The sequence below is a fragment of the Streptomyces shenzhenensis genome, assembly GCF_003688995.1.
In the GTDB taxonomy this organism is placed as follows: Bacteria; Actinomycetota; Actinomycetes; order Streptomycetales; family Streptomycetaceae; genus Streptomyces; species Streptomyces shenzhenensis_A.
In genome coordinates, this window is the sequence record NZ_PENI01000019.1 from 63,075 (window position 1) to 84,940 (window position 21,866).

The following is a 21,866-nucleotide window of genomic DNA, read 5'->3' on the forward strand; positions in this document are numbered from 1 at the left end:
AACCCTGCAAACAACTTTGCAGGGTTAACGTGTTTCTTGACCATCCATTGACCAATGCTTGGTACGTACTAGAGGCGCGAATTATCGAGAGGGGGGCGCATGTTCCGAGGTAGAACGCACCGGAGTGCGCTGACGCTCCTCACCACCCTGCTGCTCACTCTGCAATTCTTCGCGCCCGCGGATTCCTTCGCATCCGCGCACACAATCCGTCATGTCGAGGCCAAGACTCCATCCGGATCCGAGATTTCCGGGAAGGCGTCACGCGACGGCACGGGAACGCATCGCGACACAGAGCGCTTCGAGGAGCAGCCCGGTCCGTCGCAGGCCCGTGACCGCCGGCGCGCCGCCGTCTCGAGGCGGGCGCACGAGCGCCGGCGGCCCGCCCGGGCCACGGCGACCCCGCGCCCGGCGTCCGCGCCGGGCGCCGTGCACCACCGCATCCCGAGACCCTCGAGAGCCCACACTCCGGCGGTGCTTCAGGTCTTCCGCTGCTGAGAGACGGGCTGCCCCCACCACCGTCGTGCACGTCCGACGCGCCGGCTCGGCGCGCCAGGAGGAACCAACACACCATGCAGCCCCTCATCGACAACGCCCGTACCTTCGGACAGCGCCCTGAGGAGTTCGCCAAGCTCGCCGAAGGCCAGTCCCCGCAGGTCCTGTTCATCACCTGCTCCGACTCGCGGGTCGTCCCGGCCCTGATCACCGGCGCCCGCCCCGGTGAGCTGTTCGAACTGCGCACCGCCGGCAACATCGTCCCGCCGTACGCGTCCGCGCACCCCACCGCCGAGGCGGCCACCGTCGAGTACGCCGTCGAGGTGCTCGGCGTCCGCGACGTCGTCGTCTGCGGCCACTCCCACTGCGGTGCCGTCGGCGCGCTGGTGCGCGGCGACGATCTGACCGCCGTACCCGCCGTGCGCGACTGGCTGGCGCACGCGACCCCACGCCCGGCCGGAGCGGCCGAGGACCCCGCTGTCGCCGAGGGCGTGCAGAGCCACGCCCTGACCCAGCTGCTGCGGCTGCGCTCGTACCCGTGCGTGGCCCAGAAGCTGGCCCAGGGGCAACTCGCCCTGCACGCCTGGTACTACGAGGTGCACACCGGCGCCGTCCGGACGCACGTCGCGCAGACCGACACCTTCGAAGCACTGTGAGTGGCGCCGTGACGAACCCGTTCCCTCATCTCAGGCAGGACTTCACCGCTTCCCTCGTCGTCTTCCTGGTCGCGCTCCCGCTGTGCGTGGGCGTGGCCGTCGCCTCCGGCGTACCGGCCGAACTCGGCCTGGTCACCGGCATCGTCGGAGGCATCGTCACCGGGCTGATGCGCGGCAGCAGCCTCCAGGTCTCCGGTCCGGCCGCCGGCCTCACCGTGCTGGTCTTCGAGGCGGTGCACCAGTTCGGGCTGCCCGTGCTCGGGGTGATCGTGCTCGTCAGCGGGGTGCTCCAGATGGCGATGGGCGCCCTGCGGCTCGGGCGCTGGTTCCGGGCCATCTCGGTCTCGGTGGTGGAGGGCATGCTGGCCGGTATCGGCCTGGTGCTGATCGCCGGACAGCTGTATCCGGCGCTGGCCGCCGAGGCCCCCGGTTCGGGCCCCGGCAAGATAGCGGGGCTGCCCGGGGCGCTCGCGGACGCCCTCGCCGACACGGACGCGCTGGCCTCCCTCGCCGTCGGCGCGGGCACGATCGCGGTCCTCGTGCTGTGGCGGTTCGCCCCCGCGCCGGTCCGCGCGGTACCGGGCCCGCTCGCCGCGGTGGGCCTCGCCACACTGGCGGCGGCGGCCCTCGGTCTGCCGGTGGCGACCGTCGAGGTGCAGGGGCTGCTGGGCTCGGTCCAGCCGCCGCCGCTGAGCGCCTTCGGCGAACTCGCCGGCATCGGGGTGCTGGGCACGGTCGTCGCGTTCACGCTGATCGCGTCCGCCGAGTCGCTGTTCAGCGCGGCGGCCGTGGACCGGCTGCACGACGGGCCGCGCACCGAGTACGACAAGGAGCTGGCCGCCCAGGGCGCCGGCAACACGATCTGCGGGCTGCTCGGCGCACTGCCGATGACCGCGGTGATCGTGCGCAGCGCGGCGAACGTGCAGGCGGGCGCCCGCACCAAGGCGTCCCGGGTCCTGCACGGCGTCTGGCTGCTGCTGTTCGCGGCCCTGCTGCCGGACGTGCTGGGCTACATCCCGATCCCCGCCCTCGCGGGCATCCTGGTGTACTCGGGCGCCAAGCTCATCCCGGTGCGGGCGCTGGCCGCGCTGTGGCGCGAGTCCCGGGGTGAGGCGCTGATCCTGGTGGTCACGGCCGTCTCGATCGTCGTGGTCAGCATGTTCGAGGGCGTGCTCATCGGCCTGGCGATGGCGATCGCCAAGACGGCGTGGGAGGCCTCGCACGTCAGGCTGGAGTTCGTCGACAAGGGCGCCGGCCCGGTCGAGGCGTATCTGTCCGGCAACGCGACCTTCCTGCGGCTGCCGAAGATCCTCGACAGCCTGGAGGCGCTGCCCAAGGACCGGCCGGTCCGGCTCGACCTGTCCGGCCTGCACCACCTGGATCACGCCTGCCGTACGGCGCTGGAGTCCTGGGCCGAGCGGCACAGCTCGGCCGGGACCGAGCCGGTACGGCTCACGGCGGCGCGGTAACGCGCCCGTCTGGTCCGGGGCAGGGGCGTGGCCCCGGACCAGACACCGGGCATATCGTTGCAGGAGCGGATGGAACGGGCCGCTGAGCGGAGGAGGCCGCCATGCTCTCGGACCTGTTGGGCGCCCTCGTGGGCCTCGGTGCCGCCGGCCTGGTCTACCTGGCCGCGGCGGCCCGGGTCGTCAAGCAGTACGAACGCGGCGTGGTCTTCCGGCTCGGGCGGGTCATGGACCCGACCCGGACGCCGGGCTTCACCTTGGTGATCCCGGGGGTCGACCGGCTGCACAAGGTCAATATGCAGATCGTGACGATGCCGATCCCGGCGCAGGAGGGCATCACCCGCGACAACGTGACCGTGCGGGTCGACGCGGTCGTGTACTTCAAGGTCATGGACGCGACGGCCGCGATCGTCAACGTCGAGGACTACCGGTTCGCCGTCTCCCAGATGGCGCAGACCTCGCTGCGCTCGATCATCGGCAAGAGCGATCTCGACGATCTGCTGTCCAACCGGGAGAAGCTCAACCAGGGCCTGGAGTTGATGATCGACAGCCCGGCCGTGGGCTGGGGCGTGCAGATCGACCGGGTCGAGATCAAGGACGTCTCGCTGCCGGACACGATGAAGCGGTCCATGGCCCGCCAGGCCGAGGCGGACCGCGAGCGCCGGGCCCGGATCATCAACGCCGACGCGGAATTCCAGGCGTCGAAGAAGCTGGCTGAGGCGGCCCAGCAGATGGCCGACACCCCCGCCGCGCTGCAGCTGCGGCTGCTGCAGACGGTGGTGGCGGTGGCCGCCGAGAAGAACTCCACGCTGGTGCTGCCCTTCCCGGTGGAGCTGCTCCGCTTCCTGGAGAAGGCACAGCAGCCGCCGACGGGCAGCGACGCGGCGCCTCCCGCCGCACCCCACACCGAATCCACCGCACCGAACGGCCAGGACCACTCCACCGCCCGGGCACCCCGCCCGACCCGCGCGCCCCAGGAGGACACACCGCCCCCCGACCCCCGCCCGGACCGCCCCTGAGCCAGGCAGCCGAACTCCCGCACGGTCCTCCGCGACCCCACGGGAGCAGCCCTGCGGGCCCCGACCGCCCCGCCCCTCGGACGCCCACCGCCATCCGGCCGTCACCCGCCACAACCCGCGCACCACAGGAGAACGCATGCGCAACCGTCCGGTGATCGTCGGAGTGCTGGCCGCCGTGCTCGGCGGTGCCGCGGCCTGTGGGGACGGCGGGGCCGCCACGCCCACGGCCTCCTCCCCCGCGCCGTCGTCCGGGCAGCACATCGCCGTGACGAGTTCCGCCTTCGCCGAGGGCGGTACGATCCCGCGCCGCCACACCTGCGACGGCGCGGACGTCTCACCGCCGCTCGCCTTCTCCGGCGTACCCGCGGGAGCGACCTCGCTGGCCCTGCTCGTCGAGGACACCGACGCCCCGCAGGGCCCGTTCACGCACTGGCTGGTGTGGGACATCGCGCCGCGCACCACGGCGCTGACCGCGGGCCACGCGCCCGAGGGCGCGGCGCAGGGCCGCAACGGCTTCCGCAAGCCCGGCTACGGCGGCCCGTGCCCGCCGCGGGGCGACCGGCCGCACCACTACGTCTTCACGGTCTACGCCGCCGACCGGCGTCCGGACCTCACTCCGGCGACCGCCACCGCCGACGGCCTCCGGCGCGCCCTCGCCGGCCACACCCTCGCCTCCGGCACCCTGACCGGCCGCTACGGCCGCTGAGCAGACGCCCGGCGGCCCACCGGGCGGGCGCCACAGCGCGCGCGGGGCCGGGCGGGTGACGCGCTCCCAGCCCCCGAGCCATGTCGTCCGACAGGCCACTTCTCCAGTCATATCTTCGTACGGTGTTCACTCACGTACGCCGCATCACCGCCCTCTGCGCCCTGGGCGCAGCCCTCGCCGCCTGCGGCACCGTCAAGGCCCCGCGCGCCGCGGGCGGGGCCCCGGCCGAGCCGACCGCCTCCCCCTCCTCCGCCCCGCCCTCGCGCCCGCCCACGCTCACCCCGGGCCCCGGCGGTCTCACCCCGGTCTTCACGAACGGCCCGCGCACCGGGGGCAAGACCGTCGCCCTCACCTTCGACGCCGACATGACCGCCGACCAGGGACCGCGCGCCGCGGCGGGCGAGCACTTCGACAACCCCGAGCTCATCGCCGCCCTGCGCGACCTGAAGGTCCCGGCGACCGTGTTCATGACCGGGCGATGGGCCGAGCAGTACCCGGCCGAGGCCCGCTCCATCGGCGGCGACCCGCTGTTCGAGGTCGCCAACCACTCCTACAGCCACTACGCCTTCACCGCCGACTGCTACGGCCTGCCGACCGTCTCCGTCGACCGGATGCGCTCGGACGTGGAGCAGGCGTACACCTCCCTCCGCAAGGCGGGCGTGCCGCACCCGATGCCGTACTTCCGCTTCCCCGGCGGCTGCTACGACCGGCAGTCACTGCGCGCGCTGAGCGGGCTCGGGGTCACCGCGGTGCAGTGGGACGTGGTGAGCGGGGACGCGTTCGCGACGGACGCCGACGCGGTCGTCAGGCAGGTGCTGGAGGGGGTGAAGCCCGGGTCGGTGGTCGTCATGCACTGCACCCGCAGCGCCGCCCCGACGACCGAGCGGGTCGTGCGCACGATCGTGCCGGAACTGCGCAAGCGGGGCTTTCGGTTCGTGAAGGTGTCCGCGCTGATCTCGCAGACCGGCGCCGGCCGCTGACCGGCCTACGCTGAGCACATGACCGACGAGGACCCCAGCCCGCTCAGCGGCCCCGGCCGGCCCGCCCCGGCCGGCGGTCCGCCGTACGCGGAGTGCGTGCTGTGCCGCGAGCCGACCGAGTACCCGCAGGCGCACCGGGGCGTCACGCTGTGCCCCGCCTGCGAGTGGCAGGAGGCGCAGCGCACCGCCTGCTCGGGGTGACCGACGGCCCGTGCGCACCGGGCCACCGCGGCGCCGCCCGGCCCCGTAGGGTGGGCTGTCGTGAGCGACGTTCCTGACTCCCCCGGTGACAGCCCCTTCCGTGCCGCGCGCTCCCCGCGCGACGAGGCCCCGCAGTTCGTGCTGCCGCTCGTCGTGCGGATCGAGCGGGCGGCGCCGCCCGCGCGCACCGACGCCCTGGAGACCGCTGCGCGGGCCGTGCTCGTGCTGCTCGCGGACGAGCGGGCGCGGGCGACGGGGAGTGGGCGCGGGCGGTGCGGGACTGGCAGGACGCCCGGATCCGCAAGGTGGTGCGGCGGGCCCGGGGCGCCGAGTGGCGGCGGGCCGAGGCGCTGCCGGGCATCACCGTCACCGGGAAGTCCGCGGAGGTGCGGGTCTTCCCGCCGGTGCCGCTGGACGCCTGGCCCAAGGACCTGGCCCGGCTCCAGGTGTCCGGCACCGAACTCGACGACCCGGAGCCGCCGGGCCCCGACCCGGCCCAGCCCGTGCTGTGGCTGAACCCGGAGCTCGACATGTCGGCAGGCAAGGCGATGGCCCAGGCCGGGCACGGCGCCCAGCTCGCCTGGTGGGAACTGTCCGCCGCGGAGCGGGCCGACTGGCGGGACGCCGGCTTCCCCCTGGCCGTGCGCACCGCGGACCCGGCGTCCTGGCGCGAACTGACCGTCAGCGGACTCCCGTTGGTACAGGACGCCGGCTTCACAGAGATCGCCCCCGGGCTAACTCTTGCAGTCGAGGGACATCACCGCGTCAGCTCCCTGCCACACCCCCAGCCGTAATCCCAGGGACACCACACCCCTGACTGGGTCCGTCAGGGGTGTCTACGCGCTGCGCTCGCCGCGCTTCTGCGCCTTTGCCTTGCGCAGCATGTCGACGATCAGCTTCCGGTCCTCGACGGAGATCGGCATCTCCCACGCCGTCCGCTCCCAGCGATCCGACATGTCGGCGTACGGCGCGCCCTCCTGCTCAAGGATCTCCCGGAGGATCTCCGCAGCTCGCCGACATCAAGGGCACGCTCGGTGTCCTGGTCGAGCGCACGAACCGTACCGACGCCGATGTCCGCCAGCTCCGGGAAGACACGGAGAAGAACATCGACGCGCTTCGTGCCGAGGTCGAATCGTTGAAGAAGAACCGGTGGCCACTGCCAGCCGTGGCCGGCCTGACGGGCGTTGGTGCACTCGCGGTATCCATGTGGCAGGCCATCGGCAAGTGAGCCAGATACGCCCCCTGTGCCGCCCGGATTGCGGACGGCACAGGGGGCGTCTTGCCATGTCGGGGGTCAGCGTACCGGCCCAGTGGCCCCTCGCCCGATCGGCGTTCTTGGCGGCCCTGGCGGGCTGGATGCGGAGATCCAACCGGCCATGTGGCAGCCGTCCTTGGCGTGCTGCACCAAAGTCAGCGGAGTTATGCGAGGCGAACAGGGGTTATCTAGATTTCAGCCAGGCAACCCCTGTCCATAGTGCTGCGTGCCTACTGGCCCACAGTAAGCGACCAGCGGACAGAGGAAGGAGCAGTCACGGACACAACCCCGTTCTCCCGGCCCTTCTTGAGACGCAGCTCGTTGTACGTGCTGCTGACCTCACTGGCCACGCATTCCAGTGGGAAGCTGAGCCCCATCGGCCGAACCTCGACCGTCAGCGTGCCCTTGCCCTGGCAGTTCACCAACACGGACAGTGGTTGTGTGGTGATGTGCCCCAGCTCAAGTTCACGGTTGCCCTTGGCCGAAGCCACTTGGGTCAGCGGTTCCCCAGATGGCAGCTTGGGGGCTTTGGTGACCGCTTCTCCCGCGATGTGTTCCGCCCTGGCGGAGTTCTCCCCCGGCGTTGCGGACGCCGTCGTGGCAGGCGTGGTGGTTCTGTCGGGGCCTTCCGCCTGATCGTTCCCTGAGCAGCCATCGAGTGCGAAGCCACCCAGTATCACGCAGACCGCAAGGACGCCTGGACGGCGGGTCGATCGGGCGACTGTGGACATCAGCTCTCCCAGAGATACCAGCCGACCTTGTAGGGGCTGTAGCTGGTGATGGTTTTGCGAGTGGAGGATTGGCAGTTGCTGTAGAGGATGTAGCTGACCCCTGTGTGCTTGAGTCGGTAGACGCCGTACTTGGCATTCGTAGTCTTCTTGGACGGCGTGTCCACGCTGATGGTGTTGCCCAACTTCGCGGTGAGCTTCGCGGACAGGTTCACGTCGAACTTGCCTTCGAGCTTCGCCAGCATCGTGTTGATGCTCGTCTGCAGACCGGACGTCACGCTGACTCCGACTTCACCGGTCACTTCTGACGTAAAGGTCGACTTGGCGGTTCGGGACGTGCCGTTGTAATTCGCCAGCGTGGGGCCCACCCCCTTGTGGTACTGCTTGCCCTGAGTTGACGGTGTGTAGACCCCGTGCGACGGTCCACAGTACTCGCTGTTCGGCCAGTCCTTGGGGGGTGCCGGTATCACTGTGGGTTCGTCCGGCATCCCGTTTCCCCCATCAGGAACGTCGGTCACCACTTGGAGATTAAGTGAAGGTCATGGGCACGTCAGTCTGCTTCTTGATCTTCTGAGCCTAATTTGAGCTCGCAGGGGAACAAGTGTGTGTCGAACGCCCTGCTGTCACCTGGATACCCCGCCCGATTCCACGGCCTGGCGGACCGCTGCCAGCATGAGACTGGGTACCGCTACCAGACCTCGGACCCACCACAGCCCCGAGGCCCGGAACGGCCGGTCCACGCAGGGTGTGCCCCTCCCCGGCCCCATGGGAGGGGCACACTCACCCCTCGCCGCTGAACCAAGGCACCCTGACCAGTGGCTATCGGCCCCTGCTGCCTTCGGGCGGCAGGGGCCATTTCGTCATGCCCAGGCGCGCTGGCGTCAGGCGCCGGCCAACCGCCGCACGCCGGCCAGCGCGCTACCCCACGGGAACGCCTTCGGATTCCCCTGCTTCGGCGGATGCGACGCATAACCGTCCGGCCCGTCGAGCACGAGAACACCCTGCTCCCGCAACGCAGCGATCGACCGCGCCACCGCAGGCTGCGCACCCTGCGCCTGGTTGAAGTACGGCATCGCCGCCACCGGCACGCCCATGTGCACCGCCTCCGACGGAATGCCGATCGCCACAGTGTCGGAGATGCCCGCGCCCCACTTGTTCAGCGTCGTGCACGACATCGGCGCCACCAGCATCGCGTCCGCCTTCGGCAACACATCCTTCTCCCACGGCAGCTTGTACCGCGACCGCACCGGACGACCGGTCAACTCCACGAGTTCCTGCATCCGCGGCTCCCACCAGCCTGCCGCGGACGGAGTGAGGAGCAGGCACACGTCCCACCCGTCAGCCTGCCCAGCACGCACGCCGTCGTCGATGTACTGGGTGGGCCCTGCAGCACAAGCGATCAGATATAGCACTGGAGTCGTCATGCGCGGAGTCCACAGCGTTTGGCCAGCGCACGCAACTCGCCGCCAGGGGACGCGGTTGCGCCGACGATGTCCTTGACCAGGTTCACCGTGTCCGGCCGACCCCGCACCTCCTCGGGCGCCAGCTTGTCAGCCGCCAGGAGTTCCTTCACCGCGGTGTCCTTGTGCCGTGTCAAGAGCGAAGCGCGTGCCATCGCGACGTGATGGCCGGCCTGCCGCTCCCGGGTCATTCCGGCGACCGCTTCCGGGCTCACCTTTGTCCGCGGCTTCGAGTGCCGACCAGCCGTCCTCGAAGCGGATCAGCATGTCTACCCGGTGCAGGCCGACGTTGGTCGGGCCGAACATCGTCCAGTCCTGGTTGAGGTCGTCGCCCTGGCGCTTGGCGACGTCCGCGGCCTCGTCGACGAAGTTGGTGGCCGCGCGAACCCGGGCGGTGGTGCGTTCCTGCGAGGACGCGGCAAGGGCGGCGGACAGGTACAGCATGCCGAGGGTGGACAGGCCGAGCGGTCCCCGCTCGACGAGGCCGCCCTGGAGGCGGCACGCAGAGGTGATGGCGAACTCCACGGCCGTCTCCGGCCGCTGCTGGTACACGAGGCTCTTCGCCACTCTGCGGGCCGCAGCCCCGATCTGGGCCGGGTCCCCGGATCGCTCCGCTGCGACGAGCGCGCGGTCCGCGGCGAGCGCTGCCTGAGTCGCGGTCGCCTCCCCGTACTTGTGCAGGTACGACGTCACCAGCTGGTAGACGCGGGACAGCACGCCTTGGGCTTCGGACTGGGCGCCGACGGGTGCGTTGTGTGCTGCCTGCCCGGCACCGGCGATCAGGGCGGGTAGTTCCCGGGCGAGGGTGGCGTAGTGGCATGCCTGAAACGCTTCGCAGCAGTAGACGAGGCGCTGCTGGAGGACGGCCAGCGCGGGCGGCTCGGTGGAGGGTGCGGGCCCGTAGAGGGCGTCGATGACGCCGATGGCGTCGGCGGGCGGGGCACTGCCCGCGGGTGGTTCGGACAGGCTGTCGGTCAAGAGTTGCTCCAGTGGTACGCGCAGAACTTCAGCCGCACGCACCAGTACCGACAGGCGGGGGTCTTATTGTCGTTTCCCGCCTTCGATGTCCTGCACCCATCGCTTCGTCTGCCCCATGAGCTGGCCAAAGTCGGTCTGGGTGAAGCCGCGCCGAGCGCGCCAGTACGCGATGCGGCGGCCGATGCCTGAAGTGTCCACGTGCGCCCCAGGAACAAGGCACGCACTTTGCGTGCCCTCCACTGTTGTACCGCGTCCTACGGTGCCTGTGTGAGAGGGATCACCGTGACCGTGGAGGCGTGACCGATGCAGGGGACAGACCGGCACCTGGCGACGGAGCACTGGCTGTTATCGACGCTCGACGGCCCGCACCGCGACCGCGCCCGGCTGGAGTGGCAGGAGCACGGCGTAGCCCTCCTGCCGCTCGGGGGCCTCTTCTCGGCGGTCCGGCTGCCCGGGCGCCTGGTGGAGGCTGCGGTCGGCCGCCCCTTTGCGTCCGCGGAAGTCGACGCGTTCCTTGCCGAGTCCCTCCATGGTTGCCCCGTCATCTACGACCCCCATGGACAGCGCTACTACGCGCTGGTGCCTGCCACGAAGCCCGTGACATGGAAGAAGGCGGTTGACGACTGGCGGGTGGTGGACGTCGACTGCCTGGGCCGCGGCACCTACCTGGGCGTCCCCCGAGTAACTGTCACGCGTCTCGAAGCGCAGGCCCGCGTGTCCTACTGGTCCGTGCCTATCGCCTCCGCTGCCCTGATGTGCGCTCCCCTTACCGTGGCCCGGCTGATCGCCGCCGGGCGGCACCGGATGCCCGAGGAGCCGGAGACATGGCGACGCCGCAGGCCGAGGCGGTGGGCGCTGTGCGACCACGACGAGAGCGCGAGCGAGGCGCCCTGAGGACGGTCACCGGCCTGCTCGTGTACGTGACGGCCGTGACGGGCCCGGTTCTCGCACTGGTGCTGGCGCAGGTACCGCGCTGACGCACCCCCATGGCGGCCGCTTCGGGTCAGGGCCGCACCCGTACCCCCGCCGGGCCGAGGACCGCAACCCCGGCTCGGCGGGTCCTCCCGCTCCGCTGGAGCACCGCAAGTCTCCAGCGGAGCGGGTCTCAACCCCCTTCCCGGCGCAGTCCGGCAGGGCAACGATGTACCGAGCGAACGGAGACAGCGATGAAGCTTCAGATTCACCTGGGCGGCGGTAACGGAGGCGAGGGCGACGAAGGCGGCGACGGACTGCCGGGCGAGCCCTGGCCGGGGCCGGAGGAGCCCCCGTCCCCCGACGGCGGCCCCCGCTACGCCGTCTGATGGCACTGGCCGTGAGGGAGGAGTGGTCCGCTCTGGGCCACTCCCTCCAGGAGAGCGGTGCGATGTCCCCGGAGTGGATGCCGTCGTTCCTTGCCGTGCCGAGGTCCGCCTTCCTCCCGGAGGTCTTCTGGCCCTTCGACATGGACACCGGCAAGGTCATGGAAGTCGACCGGCGCACCGCCCCGGAAGACTGGGAGTCGTTCGCGAGTGCCGACATGCCGTTGGTGACCCAGTGGGACGACGGCGAGGGCCACGGCCCCGGCAAGATGCCCACCTCGTCGGCGTCGATGCCCACGGTCGTCTTCCGCATGCTGGGCGACCTCGACGTACAGCACGGCCACCGCGTTCTGGAGATCGGCACCGGCACCGGCTGGAACGCCGCCCTCCTGACGCACCGGCTGGGCCCGGACAGGGTCGTGACCATCGAGATCGACAGCAACGTGGCGGCTGCAGCCCGTGACCGCCTCGCAGCCGCCGACCTGCTCGGCACAGTCCTCACCCGGGACGGGGCGCTCGGCGATCCGGCGGGAGCACCCTACGACCGGATCATCGCCACCGCGGGGCTGCGGCAGATCCCCGGCGCCTGGCTGGAGCAGGTCCGGCGCCAAGGGGTCATCGTGGCCCCCTGGGGCACGCACTTCGGCAACGAGGACGCCATCGTGCGCCTGACCGTTGGCCCGGAGGGCGCGAGCGGACCGTTCACCAGGGCCGCGGAGTTCATGAAGGTACGCGCCCAGCGCCTGGCCTTCGACGGCCACTCGGCATACGTACCGGACGGGGTCGGCGGGGCGTCCCGGTCGACGACGGAGGTGACCGAGGCCGAACTGCTCGGCTCCGGCCGCTTCGAGGCCCGGACGTTCGCGCTCGGGCTCCGCGTCCCCGACTGCCACTGCACGGTCGCGGACAAGCGGGACGGCGCACGCCCGGTCTGGTTCTTCGGGCTCACCGACCGCTCCTGGGCGTGCGTGATGTTCCGCGACGGCCGGCCGACGACCGTGTGGCAGTCCGGCGACCGGGAGCTGTGGCACGAAGTGACCGCAGCCCTGCGCTGGTGGCAGGACGCCGGCGAGCCCGGCTACGACCGGTTCGGTCTCACCGTCACCAAGGACGGCGCCCAGCACGCGTGGCTGGACACACCGGAGAACTCCTGGCCCGTGTAACCAGTCCCGCACGCCAAGGGCGGTCGACGCCACCGGGCCCGCTGCTGAGCATCAGGCAGCGGGCCCATGTGCCCCGGACGTGGCCAGCCCACCCAGACCCGCTGACCTTGTGCACGGGCCCCGCTCGTCTGCCTCCCCCGTGGCAGACGAGCGGGGCCTTGCTGTTGTTGCCGGCCTGAGCCCCGGTTCCGTGTTGCGTGCCATTCTTCAACTCACCGAACACAAAGGACTTTTCGAGTCTTTTCGATAGACACTCGCACGCGCCAATGGCACAATCGGTGATCGCTAAACAACACTAGGCAAGTGTTTTGTGGCTGAAAGATGCTCATGGAACCGATCTGTGCAGTAATCCCCGGCGCGTACACGGTGGTCGCCGACCATCCGGCTCTGGGCCGCCGGGGCGGAGCCTGACCCGGCCCGCGCGGCATCGCCGGCCGCCGGGAACCTCAAATGTTGCTCTGAAGACCCGGGCTGCGGGGTTCGGGGCCGGTCGGCCGGGCCATACCTCCGTCACGCCACGACGGCGGCGAGGAGGCACGGAGGGGGCAGGGCGATGCGACGACTGGGGACGGGGATCGGCTGGCGACCGGAGATCGCGGACGCCGTGGAGCACATGCCGGGCATCGACTGGGTCGAGGTCGTGGCGGAGAACGTGTGCCCCGGGCATCTGCCCGCGTCGCTGCTGCGGCTGCGCGAACGCGGGGTGACCGTGGTCCCGCACGGGGTCTCGCTCGGCCTCGGCGACGCGGACCGGCCCGACGAGGGCCGACTGACCGCCCTCGCCGAACGCGCCACCGCGCTGGGCTCGCCCCTGGTCACCGAGCACATCGCGTTCGTCAGGGCCGGCGGCCCGCTGACCGCGTCCCCGCGCCTGGAAGCGGGCCATCTGCTGCCCGTGCCGCGCACCCGTGACGCCCTCGACGTGCTGTGCGCGAACGTGCGCATCGCCCAGCAGGCCCTGCCGGTGCCGCTCGCCGTGGAGAACATCGCCGCGCTGATCTCCTGGCCCGGCGAGGAGTTGAGCGAGGGGCAGTTCCTGTACGAACTGGCCGACCGGACCGGTGTGCGGCTGCTCATCGACGTGGCGAACCTGCACACCAACCACGTCAACCGCGGCGACGACCCGGCCCGGGCGCTCGCCGAACTGCCGCTGGAGGCCATCGCGTACGTCCATGTCGCGGGCGGATTCGAGCGCGACGGCGTGTGGCACGACAGCCACGCCCACCCGGTCCCGCGGCCGGTCCTCGACATCCTGACCGACCTGGCCTCCCGGGTCCGGCCGCCGGGGGTGCTGCTGGAGCGCGACGAGAACTTCCCCGGACCCGGGGAACTGGAGCGGGAGTTGGCGGCCGTCCGGACGGCCGTGGACGAGGGCGCCGTACACCGGCGTGCCGCCGCCCCGCGGCCGACGGCACGGACGGCCGCGCGGGCGGCAGCCGAACCGAACCGGGAACGGGTCGCGCTCGCCCAGGCTGCGGTGCTCTCCGCGCTGGTCGCCGGGACCCCGCTGCCCGAGGGCTTCGACCGGGTGCGGATGGGGGTGCAGGCACGGGCGCTCGCCGCGAAGCGGGCGGACGTGGTGGCCAAGGTCGCGCCAGAACTGCCCGCGGTCCTCGGTGCCCGGTACCGCCCGGCGTTCCTCGACTACGCGCAGGCACAGCCGATGACCGGCGGATACCGACGGGACGCGCTGGACTTCGTGGCACATCTGCTGCGCACACGGCGCCCCGAGGACGCCGGGGTACGGCGGGAGCTGCGCACATGGTGGCTGGAACGATCGGGACCCACGCCACGATCCCAGCGCCGGGTCGCCCGGGTGAGCCGGGCAGCACGACGGGTACTGGCCCGCAGGGGATGACAGGACCCGGGAGCGGCGGGGCGCCGGGCAGACGCGGACCACGCGGACGGTCGGGGCGGTCTGCGCAGTAATATGCCGACTCGCGCCCACCCCACGCACACCGGCTTGCGGTGCCGCACGCAGGAGGCACCATGCGACCGCGCCCCCCGATCAAGGGCAGAGGCATCTTCAGCGGCACCGCGCTCATCATCGCGGGCCTGGCCGCGACGCTCGCGGCGCTGGTCTTCCCGGTCTGGTCCTACGCCGACCGGTCCGGGACGACCGGCGCGGACGTGCTGAGCGCACGGACCGAGACGACACCGTACGGCCCGCTGTCCGCGCGTGACGAGGACTTGGTCATCAGGGTCCGGCTGGCCGGACTGTGGGAACTGCCGGCCGGCGAACTGGCGGAGCGCAAGGGCACCACCCCGGCGGTGCGGACGGCCGGACAGCATCTCGTCGAGGGACACACCACTCTGGACGCCCATGTCCGCCTCGTCGCCTCGCGGCTCGGCCTGGCCCTGCCCAACGCGGCCACCGCACAGCAGCAGGACTGGCTGGCGGAGCTGAACGCCGCGCAGGGAACGGACTTCGACCGCAAGTTCGCCAACATCCTCAGGCTGGCCCACGGCAAGGTCTTCTCCGTCGTCGCCGAGGTCCGGGCCGGCACCCAGAACTCGCTGGTGCGCGATCTCGCCGACGACGCCAACGCCACCGTCCTGGACCACATCAAGGTCCTGGAGGCGACGGGCTACGTCGACTTCGCCGCGCTGGCCCGGGACTTGACGGCGAGCGGCCCGCCGTCCGGCGCCGACTCCACGCCGCCGGCGGTCGACGTCGCCTCGGCGATCCCGGTCGCCCCCTCCCCCGCACCCTCCCCGACGCTCCCGCCGGCCGCCTCCGCACCGCCACCCGCCAGCCCCTGACCTGCCCGGGAAGGGGAATTACGCTGCTGCTGCCCGCCCCGGCCGGGATGCCCGGACCGCGCGCCGCGACCAGCCCGCAAGCGGGCCCGCCGGGGGCGCACGGGGAGCATTGGCGCCGACACCGCCGGACGGTGCTTGCCTTCGCCGGCAGGCGAACGAAACTTCCCTCTTGTCGCCGCAGCACCGGTGCTGCCGCGCTCCGAAGGGATACCCGATGAAAGCTGCCGCCCTCTACTCGGCCGCCGGATCCTTGCTCCTGACCACCCTCGCCGCCGCCCCCGCCGACAGCGCCCCGGGCGCTCCGGGCGCCGCGGCCGAGGCCCGCGGTACCGCGGTGGCCGCCGCGCGCGCCCGGGCGGCGGGCTTCGACTTCGGGACGTGCTCCGCCGAGCAGGAAGCGCCGGCAGTCCTGCGGTGCGGCACCGTGTCCGTGCCGCTCGACTACGCGCACCCCGACGGCAAGCAGATCACCCTGACGGTCAGCCGGGTGCGGGCCACCCAGAAGGACCCGCACAACAGCAAGCTCAAGGTGCGGCGGCAGGGCGCCCTCGTCTTCAACCCGGGCGGTCCCGGCGCCTCCGGCCTGCACTTCCCGGTGATCGGGGTGCTGCCCGAGTGGCGGCGGATCGCCGCCGCGTACGACCTGATCGGCTACGCCCCGCGCGGGGTGGGCCGCTCGGCGCCGCTGTCCTGCCAGGACCCCGCGCACTTCTACAAGGGGCCCGCGCAGGCGCCGACGCACCCCTCGGCGTCGTACAAGCAGGAGCGGATCGCGCAGGCGAAGGCGTACGCGCGCGGCTGCGCCGAACGGACCGGCAGCGCCCTGCAGTACTACAACTCGCTCAACAACGCCCGTGACCTGGACGTCCTGCGGGCCGCGCTGGGCGAGGACAAGCTGACCTTCATGGGCGCCTCGTACGGCACCTACTTCGGCGCGCTGTACGCGGCGCTGTTCCCCTCGCACGTACGGCGGATGGTGCTGGACTCGGCGGTGAACCCGGACCCCGCGCAGATCTGGTACCGCGCCAACCTGGACCAGTCGGCCGCGTTCGAGAGCCGCTGGACGGACTTCCGCGAGTGGATCGCCCGGCACGACGACGTGTACGGGCTCGGCAGCACACCCGAACAGGTGCGGCTCAGCTACGAGCAGGCGCGGGCCCGGCTGTCCGCCGAACCCGCGGACGGCAAGGTCGGGCCGGGCCAGTTGCAGGGCGCGTTCCTGACGGCCGGGTACTTCGACGACTTCTGGCCGAGCCGCGCCGAGGCGCTGTCGGCGTATCTCAAGGGCGATGCCGAGCCGCTGGTGGGGATCGCCGCGCCGGTCGCCGGGACGGCCGCCGAGGCCGAGAACGCGAACGCGGTCTACACGGCCGTCGAGTGCAACGACGCGCCCTGGCCGACGGACTGGGCGGTGTGGGACCGCGACAACACCCGGCTCGCGCGCGTGGCGCCCTTCGAGACCTGGGACAACGTGTGGGCCAATCTGCCGTGCGCCTACTGGCGGGCGCCCCGGCAGCAGCCCCTCGATGTGCGGACCGGGCCGGGCGAGCTGCCGCCGACGCTGATCCTGGCCGGTGAGCGGGACGCGGCCGCCCCCTACGCCGGGGCGCTGGAGATGAACCGGCGGCTGGCCGGCTCGGTCCTGGTGACCGAGCGGGACACGGGGACGCACGGGATCGCGGGCGGTTCGAACCCGTGCGTCAACGCCCATCTGGAGGCATATCTGCTGGAGGGCCGGGTCCCGGGGCGGCACGCCGCGTGCGCGCCGCGCCCGGAGCCGCGGCCGAAGACACCGGGCGGCCGTGCCGAGCGGCAGTCCCCGCGGGACGCGCTGAGGGGCAAGGCCGAGCGGGCCTGACGGTGCGTCCTACGCGAGCCCCGCGACCAGCTCGCCGATCTCCTTGCGGCGTCCGGTGAAGAAGGGGATCTCCTCGCGGACGTGCCGGCGGGCCTCCGAGCCGCGCAGATGGCGCATGAGGTCGACGATGCGGTGCAGTTCGTCGGCCTCGAACGCCAGGATCCACTCGTAGTCGCCGAGGGAGAACGAGGCGACCGTGTTGGCGCGCACGTCCGGGAAGCCGCGGGCCATCTTGCCGTGGTCGGCGAGCATCTGGCGGCGGTCCTCGTCGGGCAGCAGGTACCACTCGTAGGAGCGCACGAAGGGGTAGACGCTGATGTAGGCGCGGGGCGTCTCGTCGGCGAGGAACGCCGGGATGTGCGAGCGGTTGAACTCGGCGGGGCGGTGCAGCGCCATGTTCGACCACACCGGCTCCAGCGCGCGGCCCAGCCTGGTGCGGCGGAAGAGGTTGTACGCCTCCTGGAGCTGGTCGCTGGTCTCGGCGTGCCACCAGATCATGAGGTCGGCGTCGGCGCGCAGCCCGGAGACGTCGTAGGTGCCGCGGACCGTCACGTCCTTGGCGGCGAGCTGGTCGAACAGCTCCTGGACCTCGTCGGCGTAGCCCGTGCGGTCCGCGGGCAGCGCGTCCTTCAGCCGGAAGACGGACCACAGCGTGTAGCGGATGACCTCGTTGAGGTCCTTGGCCAGCTTGCCCTTGTTGGGGATCCTGCCGGACTCGGTGGTGGGGGCGTCGTCACTCATGTGCCTATTCTCCCGCTCCGCCCTGCGGGCCGTGCACCGGGTCGGTGGTCGGCTCCACCGCGGTGGGACCGCCCGCGCGCAGGTCGTCCGCGAGCCGGTCGACGGCGGCCTCCGCGCTCGCGATGCACGCCGGGATCCCGACGCCGTCGTACGGGGCGCCGCACACGGCGAGCCCCGGGAGCTTGGCGACGTGCTCGCGGATGCGGGCCACGCGCGCGTGGTGGCCGACGGGGTACTGGGGCAGGCCGCCGGTCCAGCGGGTGACCCGGGTCTCGAGGGGTTCGGCGGTCAGGCCGATGGCCTCGCGCAGATCGTGCCGGGAGACGTCGACCAGGTCGGCGTCCTCGCGGCCGAGGATCTCCGTCTCGCCGTACCGCCCGACGGAGGTGCGCAGCACGATCACCTCGGGGTCCTCCTCGGCGATCCAGCCCCACTTCACGGAGGCGAAGGTGGACGCCTTGATGGTGTGCCCGTCGACGGGCGGCACGAGGAAGCCGCTGCCTTCGGGGAGGGCCACGGCGTCCCGCCGGTAGGCGAGGGTGACCAGGCCCATGGAGGCGTACTCGACGGCCCGCAGTTCGGCGGCGGCGCCCGGGGACTCGGCGGCCAGCAGGCCGGCGGCGGCGGGCGCGGGCACGGCGACCACCACGGCGTCGGCGTGCAGCACCCGGTCGGCGGCGGCCACGCGCCAGCCGCCCGCCGCCTCCCGGCGCAGCTCCGTCGCCGGTGCCGAGGTGAGCACGGCGCCGCCCCGCGCCCGCACGGCCTCGGCGACCGCGAGCGGCAGCCGGCCCACGCCGCCCTCGATGCCCTGGAAGACCGGGCCGGTCCGCGGGTCCGCTGCGGCCTTCGCCTGGAGGTCGCGGACCGCCTCGGTCAGTGAGTCGTGGGTCTGTACGGCCTGGAACAGCTGGGGGACGGCCGAGCGCATCGAGATGCGGTACGCGTCGCCCGCGTACACCCCGCCGAGCAGCGGCTCGACCAGGCGGTCGACGACCTCGCGGCCGAGCCGCGTCGCCACGTACTCCCCGACCGCCGCGTCCTCGCCCGTCTCGGTGCGCGGCAGTCCGGCCTCGCGGCCGATGCGTGCGAGGCCCTCCTCAGAGACCACGCCGGCCAGCGCGGACGCCGTGCCGGGCACGCCCATCACATGTCCCTTGGGCATGGGGCGCAGCGCGCCGCGGGTCCAGATCGAGGCGGTCGTGGTGGCCGGGGTGCGCAGCCGGTCCGCCAGGCCCACCTCGCGCGCGAGTGCCACCGCCTCCGGCCGGCGGGCGAGCATCGACTCGGCCCCCAGGTCCACCCGCACGCCCGCGATCTCGCCGGCCAGCAGCTTGCCGCCGACCCGGTCCGCCGCCTCCAGCACGGTCACCCGCGCCCCGCGGTCCAGCAGCCGGTGCGCTGCTGCCAGCCCGGCGATCCCGGCTCCGATGACGACGACATGGTCCGTGCCCGTATCCGATCCGCTCATGGCTCCAGCCTCTCAGACACCTCTGACGGCCGACTCGGCGCCTCGTGTCCCGCTCGCGTCGTGACCGTGACCTCATCGGAACCGTCCCCCGCCAACGTCCCGTCGGGGTGCCGCGTCGTAGGAGCGTCAGTCGTCACGACCCTTGGGGGAATCGCCACATGCGCACTTCACGCTCCGTACGCCCCGTGCCCGCCCTGGCCGGGATCCTGTTGGCCGCCGCCGTCGCGCTGACCGGCTGCGGCGCCTCCGACAGCGCGAGCGGCGGTGACAACAAGGCCGTCGCGGCCGGCCCGGCCGAGCGGGACACGGCCGCCGGCTCCGCAGCGGTCGGCGAGGCCGGCGCGCCGGGCCGGGCAGCGGACGCCGGGACGGCCCCCGAGGCGCCCCGGATCAGGGCCGAGCACATCATCCGCACCGCCTCCCTGAGCGTGCGGGTCGCGGACGTGCCCAAGGCGCTGGACGAGGCCCGCGCCGCCGCCGAGGGCGCGGGCGGATTCGTCGGCCGGGAGAGCACCAGCCGGGACTCCGGGGGCCATGAGCGCACCCGGGTCGTCCTGCGCGTGCCCACCGGCGCGTACGACGGGGTCCTCGCCGACCTCCAGGGCACGGGCAGGCTGCTTTCGCGCACCGCGCGGGCCGAGGACGTCACCGACCAGGTCGTGGACGTGGACAGCCGGATCGCCTCGCAGCGGGCCAGCGTGTCCCGGATCCGCGAGCTGATGGACCGGGCGGACCGGCTCAGCGACGTGGTCACCCTGGAACGGGAGTTGAGCAGCCGCGAGGCCGACCTGGAGTCGCTGCTCGCCCAGCAGGCGTCCCTGAAGGACCGCACGAGCCTCGCCACCATCACCCTGACGCTGTCCGAGGCGCCGGCGAAGCGGACCGCGCGGGACGACACCCCCGGCTTCCTGGACGCGGTCCTGGGCGGCTGGCACGTCTTCGTCACGATGCTGCGCTGGATCGCCCTGGCCCTGGGCGCGGTGCTGCCCTTCGCGGCCGTGGCGGCGCTGCTCGTCCTGGTGTGGCTGCGGGTCGTACGGCCCCGGCTGCCGCGCCGCGCGGCGCCCGCGCCGGTCACCACCGCCGTGGGCCCGCTGCCCCAGGCCCGGCCGGTGTCCGGGGACGCGGGCGCCCAGGAGTCCGGCGACGAGGGCTGAGCCCGGAGCCGGCCGGGACCGGGCCGGACGGGCCTGAAATGCCTCGCGCCCGTAGCGTGTTCACATGGGCATGAGCGGTGCGCGGGGCGGGACGGAACGGCTGGTCGTGATCGGCGGCGACGCCGCGGGAATGTCCGCGGCGTCGCAGGCGCGCCGGCTGCGGGGGCCCGGCGAACTGGAGATCGTGGCGTTCGAACGCGGCCACTTCTCGTCCTACTCGGCGTGCGGCATCCCGTACTGGGTGGGCGGTGACGTCCCCGAACGCGACCGATTGATCGCCCGCTCGCCGCGTGAGCACCGCGCGCGGGACATCGATCTGCGCATGCGCACCGAGGTCACGGAGATCGACGTGGCCCGGCAGCGGGTACGCGCGCGTGACGTCGATTCCGGTGCCGAGTCCTGGACGTCGTACGACAAGCTGGTGATCGCGACCGGCGCACGGCCCGTACGCCCCGATCTGCCGGGCGTCGACGCCCCCGGGGTGCACGGCGTGCAGACCCTGGACGACGGCCAGGCCCTGCTGGACACGCTGGCGCACACCCGGGGCCGCCGTGCGGTCATCGTCGGCGCGGGCTACATCGGGGTGGAGATGGCCGAGGCGCTGATCAACCGGGGCTACGAGGTGACGGTCGTCAACCGCGGCGCGGAGCCCATGTCCACGCTCGACCCGGACATGGGCCGGCTGGTGCACCGGGCCATGGAGGGCCTGGGCATCACCATGGTCAACGACGCGCCCGTCACCAAGCTGCTCACGGGGGACGACGGCCGGGTGCGGGCGGTGGCGACGGAGGACGCCGAGTTTCCGGCCGACGTGGTGGTCCTCGGGATCGGTGTGCACCCCCAGACGGCGCTCGCCGACGCGGCGGGGCTGCCGCTCGGCCGCCACGGCGGGCTGCTCACCGACCTCGCGATGCGGGTCCGGGGCCAGGAGGACATCTGGTCCGGCGGCGACTGCGTCGAGGTGCTCGACCTGGTCTCGGGCCAGGAGCGGCACATCGCCCTCGGCACCCACGCCAACAAGCACGGCCAGGTCATCGGCACCAACGTCGGCGGCGGTTACGCCACCTTCCCGGGCGTGGTCGGCACGGCGGTGAGCAAGGTCTGCGACCTGGAGATCGCCCGCACCGGGCTGCGCGAGAAGGACGCGCGCCGGGTGGGTCTGCGGTTCGAGACGGTCACCATCGAGTCGACCAGCCGGGCCGGCTACTACCCCGGCGCCTCTCCCATGACGGTGAAGATGCTCGCCGAGCGCGGTACGGGGCGGCTGCTCGGGGTCCAGATCGTGGGCAGGGAGGGCGCGGCCAAGCGCGTGGACATCGCCGCGGTGGCACTGACCGCGCGGATGACGGTCGAGGAGATGACAGCCCTGGACCTGGGCTACGCACCACCCTTCTCCCCGGTATGGGACCCCGTCCTGGTGGCGGCCCGCAAGGCAGCGGCCAAGATCCGGAACACCGGCCCCGCGCGATAGCCG

At 72.4% G+C, this 21,866-nt stretch carries 21 protein-coding genes and 1 pseudogene; 15 read left to right on the forward strand and 7 right to left on the reverse strand.

Features of this window, described 5'->3' with window-relative positions:
- Positions 1-569 precede the first annotated feature (569 nt).
- The 7 genes and pseudogenes from CTZ28_RS26810 to CTZ28_RS26840 all read left to right on the forward strand — a co-directional run bounded on the left by CTZ28_RS26810 (position 570) and on the right by CTZ28_RS26840 (position 6,314).
- Positions 570-1,148: a carbonic anhydrase gene (locus CTZ28_RS26810; protein WP_121892279.1), complete on the forward strand. Its 579-nt coding sequence runs from the start codon at positions 570-572 to the stop codon at positions 1,146-1,148.
- Positions 1,149-1,156: 8 nt separating this feature from the next.
- On the forward strand, positions 1,157-2,617 hold the full coding sequence (locus tag CTZ28_RS26815; RefSeq protein WP_121892280.1) for a SulP family inorganic anion transporter: 1,461 nt from the start codon (positions 1,157-1,159) through the stop codon (positions 2,615-2,617).
- 101 nt (positions 2,618-2,718) lie between these two features.
- Positions 2,719-3,633 carry a slipin family protein gene (locus tag CTZ28_RS26820; protein WP_121892281.1) on the forward strand — a complete coding sequence of 305 codons (915 nt, stop codon included), beginning with the start codon at positions 2,719-2,721 and terminating at the stop codon, positions 3,631-3,633.
- A 136-nt stretch (positions 3,634-3,769) separates the two neighbouring features.
- Entirely contained in the window at positions 3,770-4,339 is a 570-nt protein-coding gene (locus tag CTZ28_RS26825) for a YbhB/YbcL family Raf kinase inhibitor-like protein (protein WP_121892282.1), read from the forward strand.
- Between the two features lie 122 nt (positions 4,340-4,461).
- The gene (locus tag CTZ28_RS26830; RefSeq protein WP_121892283.1) at positions 4,462-5,319 is read left to right on the forward strand and encodes a polysaccharide deacetylase family protein; all 858 of its coding nucleotides are present in this window, start codon (positions 4,462-4,464) and stop codon (positions 5,317-5,319) included.
- Positions 5,320-5,337: 18 nt separating this feature from the next.
- Positions 5,338-5,520, forward strand: coding sequence for a hypothetical protein (locus CTZ28_RS26835; RefSeq protein WP_121892284.1), 183 nt, complete (start codon positions 5,338-5,340; stop codon positions 5,518-5,520).
- Positions 5,521-5,580: 60 nt separating this feature from the next.
- Positions 5,581-6,314 (forward strand): annotated as a pseudogene (locus tag CTZ28_RS26840) (peptidyl-tRNA hydrolase).
- Between the two features lie 691 nt (positions 6,315-7,005).
- Here the strand turns inward: CTZ28_RS26840 and CTZ28_RS48645 are convergent.
- The 5 genes from CTZ28_RS48645 to CTZ28_RS26860 all read right to left on the reverse strand — a co-directional run bounded on the left by CTZ28_RS48645 (position 7,006) and on the right by CTZ28_RS26860 (position 9,941).
- On the reverse strand, positions 7,006-7,506 hold the full coding sequence (locus CTZ28_RS48645; protein WP_259471818.1) for a hypothetical protein: 501 nt from the start codon (positions 7,504-7,506) through the stop codon (positions 7,006-7,008).
- Entirely contained in the window at positions 7,506-8,021 is a 516-nt protein-coding gene (locus tag CTZ28_RS46650) for a hypothetical protein (RefSeq protein WP_147481205.1), read from the reverse strand. Before CTZ28_RS46650 ends, CTZ28_RS48645 begins: the two co-directional genes overlap by 1 nt.
- 363 nt (positions 8,022-8,384) lie before the next feature.
- Entirely contained in the window at positions 8,385-8,927 is a 543-nt protein-coding gene (locus CTZ28_RS26855) for a flavoprotein (RefSeq protein ID WP_121892286.1), read from the reverse strand.
- Positions 8,924-9,076: a hypothetical protein gene (locus CTZ28_RS48650; RefSeq protein ID WP_259471819.1), complete on the reverse strand. Its 153-nt coding sequence runs from the start codon at positions 9,074-9,076 to the stop codon at positions 8,924-8,926. The genes CTZ28_RS26855 and CTZ28_RS48650 overlap by 4 nt, the downstream gene beginning before the upstream one ends.
- Complete coding sequence (locus CTZ28_RS26860) at positions 9,054-9,941, reverse strand: hypothetical protein (protein ID WP_259471820.1); 888 nt, start codon at positions 9,939-9,941, stop codon at positions 9,054-9,056. The genes CTZ28_RS48650 and CTZ28_RS26860 overlap by 23 nt, the downstream gene beginning before the upstream one ends.
- A 303-nt stretch (positions 9,942-10,244) precedes the next feature.
- Here CTZ28_RS26860 and CTZ28_RS26865 point away from each other — a divergent pair, with 303 nt between their 5' ends.
- The 6 genes from CTZ28_RS26865 to CTZ28_RS26885 all read left to right on the forward strand — a co-directional run bounded on the left by CTZ28_RS26865 (position 10,245) and on the right by CTZ28_RS26885 (position 17,023).
- On the forward strand, positions 10,245-10,835 hold the full coding sequence (locus CTZ28_RS26865; protein WP_121892287.1) for a hypothetical protein: 591 nt from the start codon (positions 10,245-10,247) through the stop codon (positions 10,833-10,835).
- Between the two features lie 272 nt (positions 10,836-11,107).
- On the forward strand, positions 11,108-11,242 hold the full coding sequence (locus tag CTZ28_RS48655) for a hypothetical protein (protein WP_259471821.1): 135 nt from the start codon (positions 11,108-11,110) through the stop codon (positions 11,240-11,242).
- On the forward strand, positions 11,242-12,402 hold the full coding sequence (locus CTZ28_RS26870) for a methyltransferase domain-containing protein (RefSeq protein ID WP_121892288.1): 1,161 nt from the start codon (positions 11,242-11,244) through the stop codon (positions 12,400-12,402). Before CTZ28_RS48655 ends, CTZ28_RS26870 begins: the two co-directional genes overlap by 1 nt.
- A 553-nt stretch (positions 12,403-12,955) precedes the next feature.
- Positions 12,956-14,260 carry an MbnB/TglH/ChrH family RiPP precursor modification enzyme gene (locus tag CTZ28_RS26875; protein ID WP_121892289.1) on the forward strand — a complete coding sequence of 435 codons (1,305 nt, stop codon included), beginning with the start codon at positions 12,956-12,958 and terminating at the stop codon, positions 14,258-14,260.
- A gap of 131 nt (positions 14,261-14,391) precedes the next feature.
- Positions 14,392-15,165, forward strand: coding sequence for a DUF4142 domain-containing protein (locus tag CTZ28_RS26880; protein ID WP_121892290.1), 774 nt, complete (start codon positions 14,392-14,394; stop codon positions 15,163-15,165).
- 214 nt (positions 15,166-15,379) lie between these two features.
- Entirely contained in the window at positions 15,380-17,023 is a 1,644-nt protein-coding gene (locus CTZ28_RS26885; protein ID WP_121892291.1) for an alpha/beta hydrolase, read from the forward strand.
- A gap of 9 nt (positions 17,024-17,032) precedes the next feature.
- On the opposite strand, the gene hemQ is transcribed toward CTZ28_RS26885, so the two are convergent.
- A complete protein-coding gene (gene hemQ, locus CTZ28_RS26890) occupies positions 17,033-17,764 on the reverse strand; it encodes a hydrogen peroxide-dependent heme synthase (RefSeq protein WP_121892292.1) in 732 nt (243 codons plus the stop codon).
- A gap of 4 nt (positions 17,765-17,768) precedes the next feature.
- A complete protein-coding gene (gene hemG / locus CTZ28_RS26895) occupies positions 17,769-19,235 on the reverse strand; it encodes a protoporphyrinogen oxidase (protein WP_121892293.1) in 1,467 nt (488 codons plus the stop codon).
- A 158-nt stretch (positions 19,236-19,393) separates the two neighbouring features.
- On the opposite strand from hemG, the gene CTZ28_RS26900 reads away from it, so the two are divergent.
- Complete coding sequence (locus CTZ28_RS26900) at positions 19,394-20,392, forward strand: DUF4349 domain-containing protein (protein ID WP_121892294.1); 999 nt, start codon at positions 19,394-19,396, stop codon at positions 20,390-20,392.
- A 64-nt stretch (positions 20,393-20,456) separates the two neighbouring features.
- Positions 20,457-21,863 (forward strand): FAD-dependent oxidoreductase, encoded by a 1,407-nt coding sequence (locus tag CTZ28_RS26905; RefSeq protein ID WP_121892295.1) that lies wholly within the window; start codon positions 20,457-20,459, stop codon positions 21,861-21,863.
- Positions 21,864-21,866 lie beyond the last annotated feature (3 nt).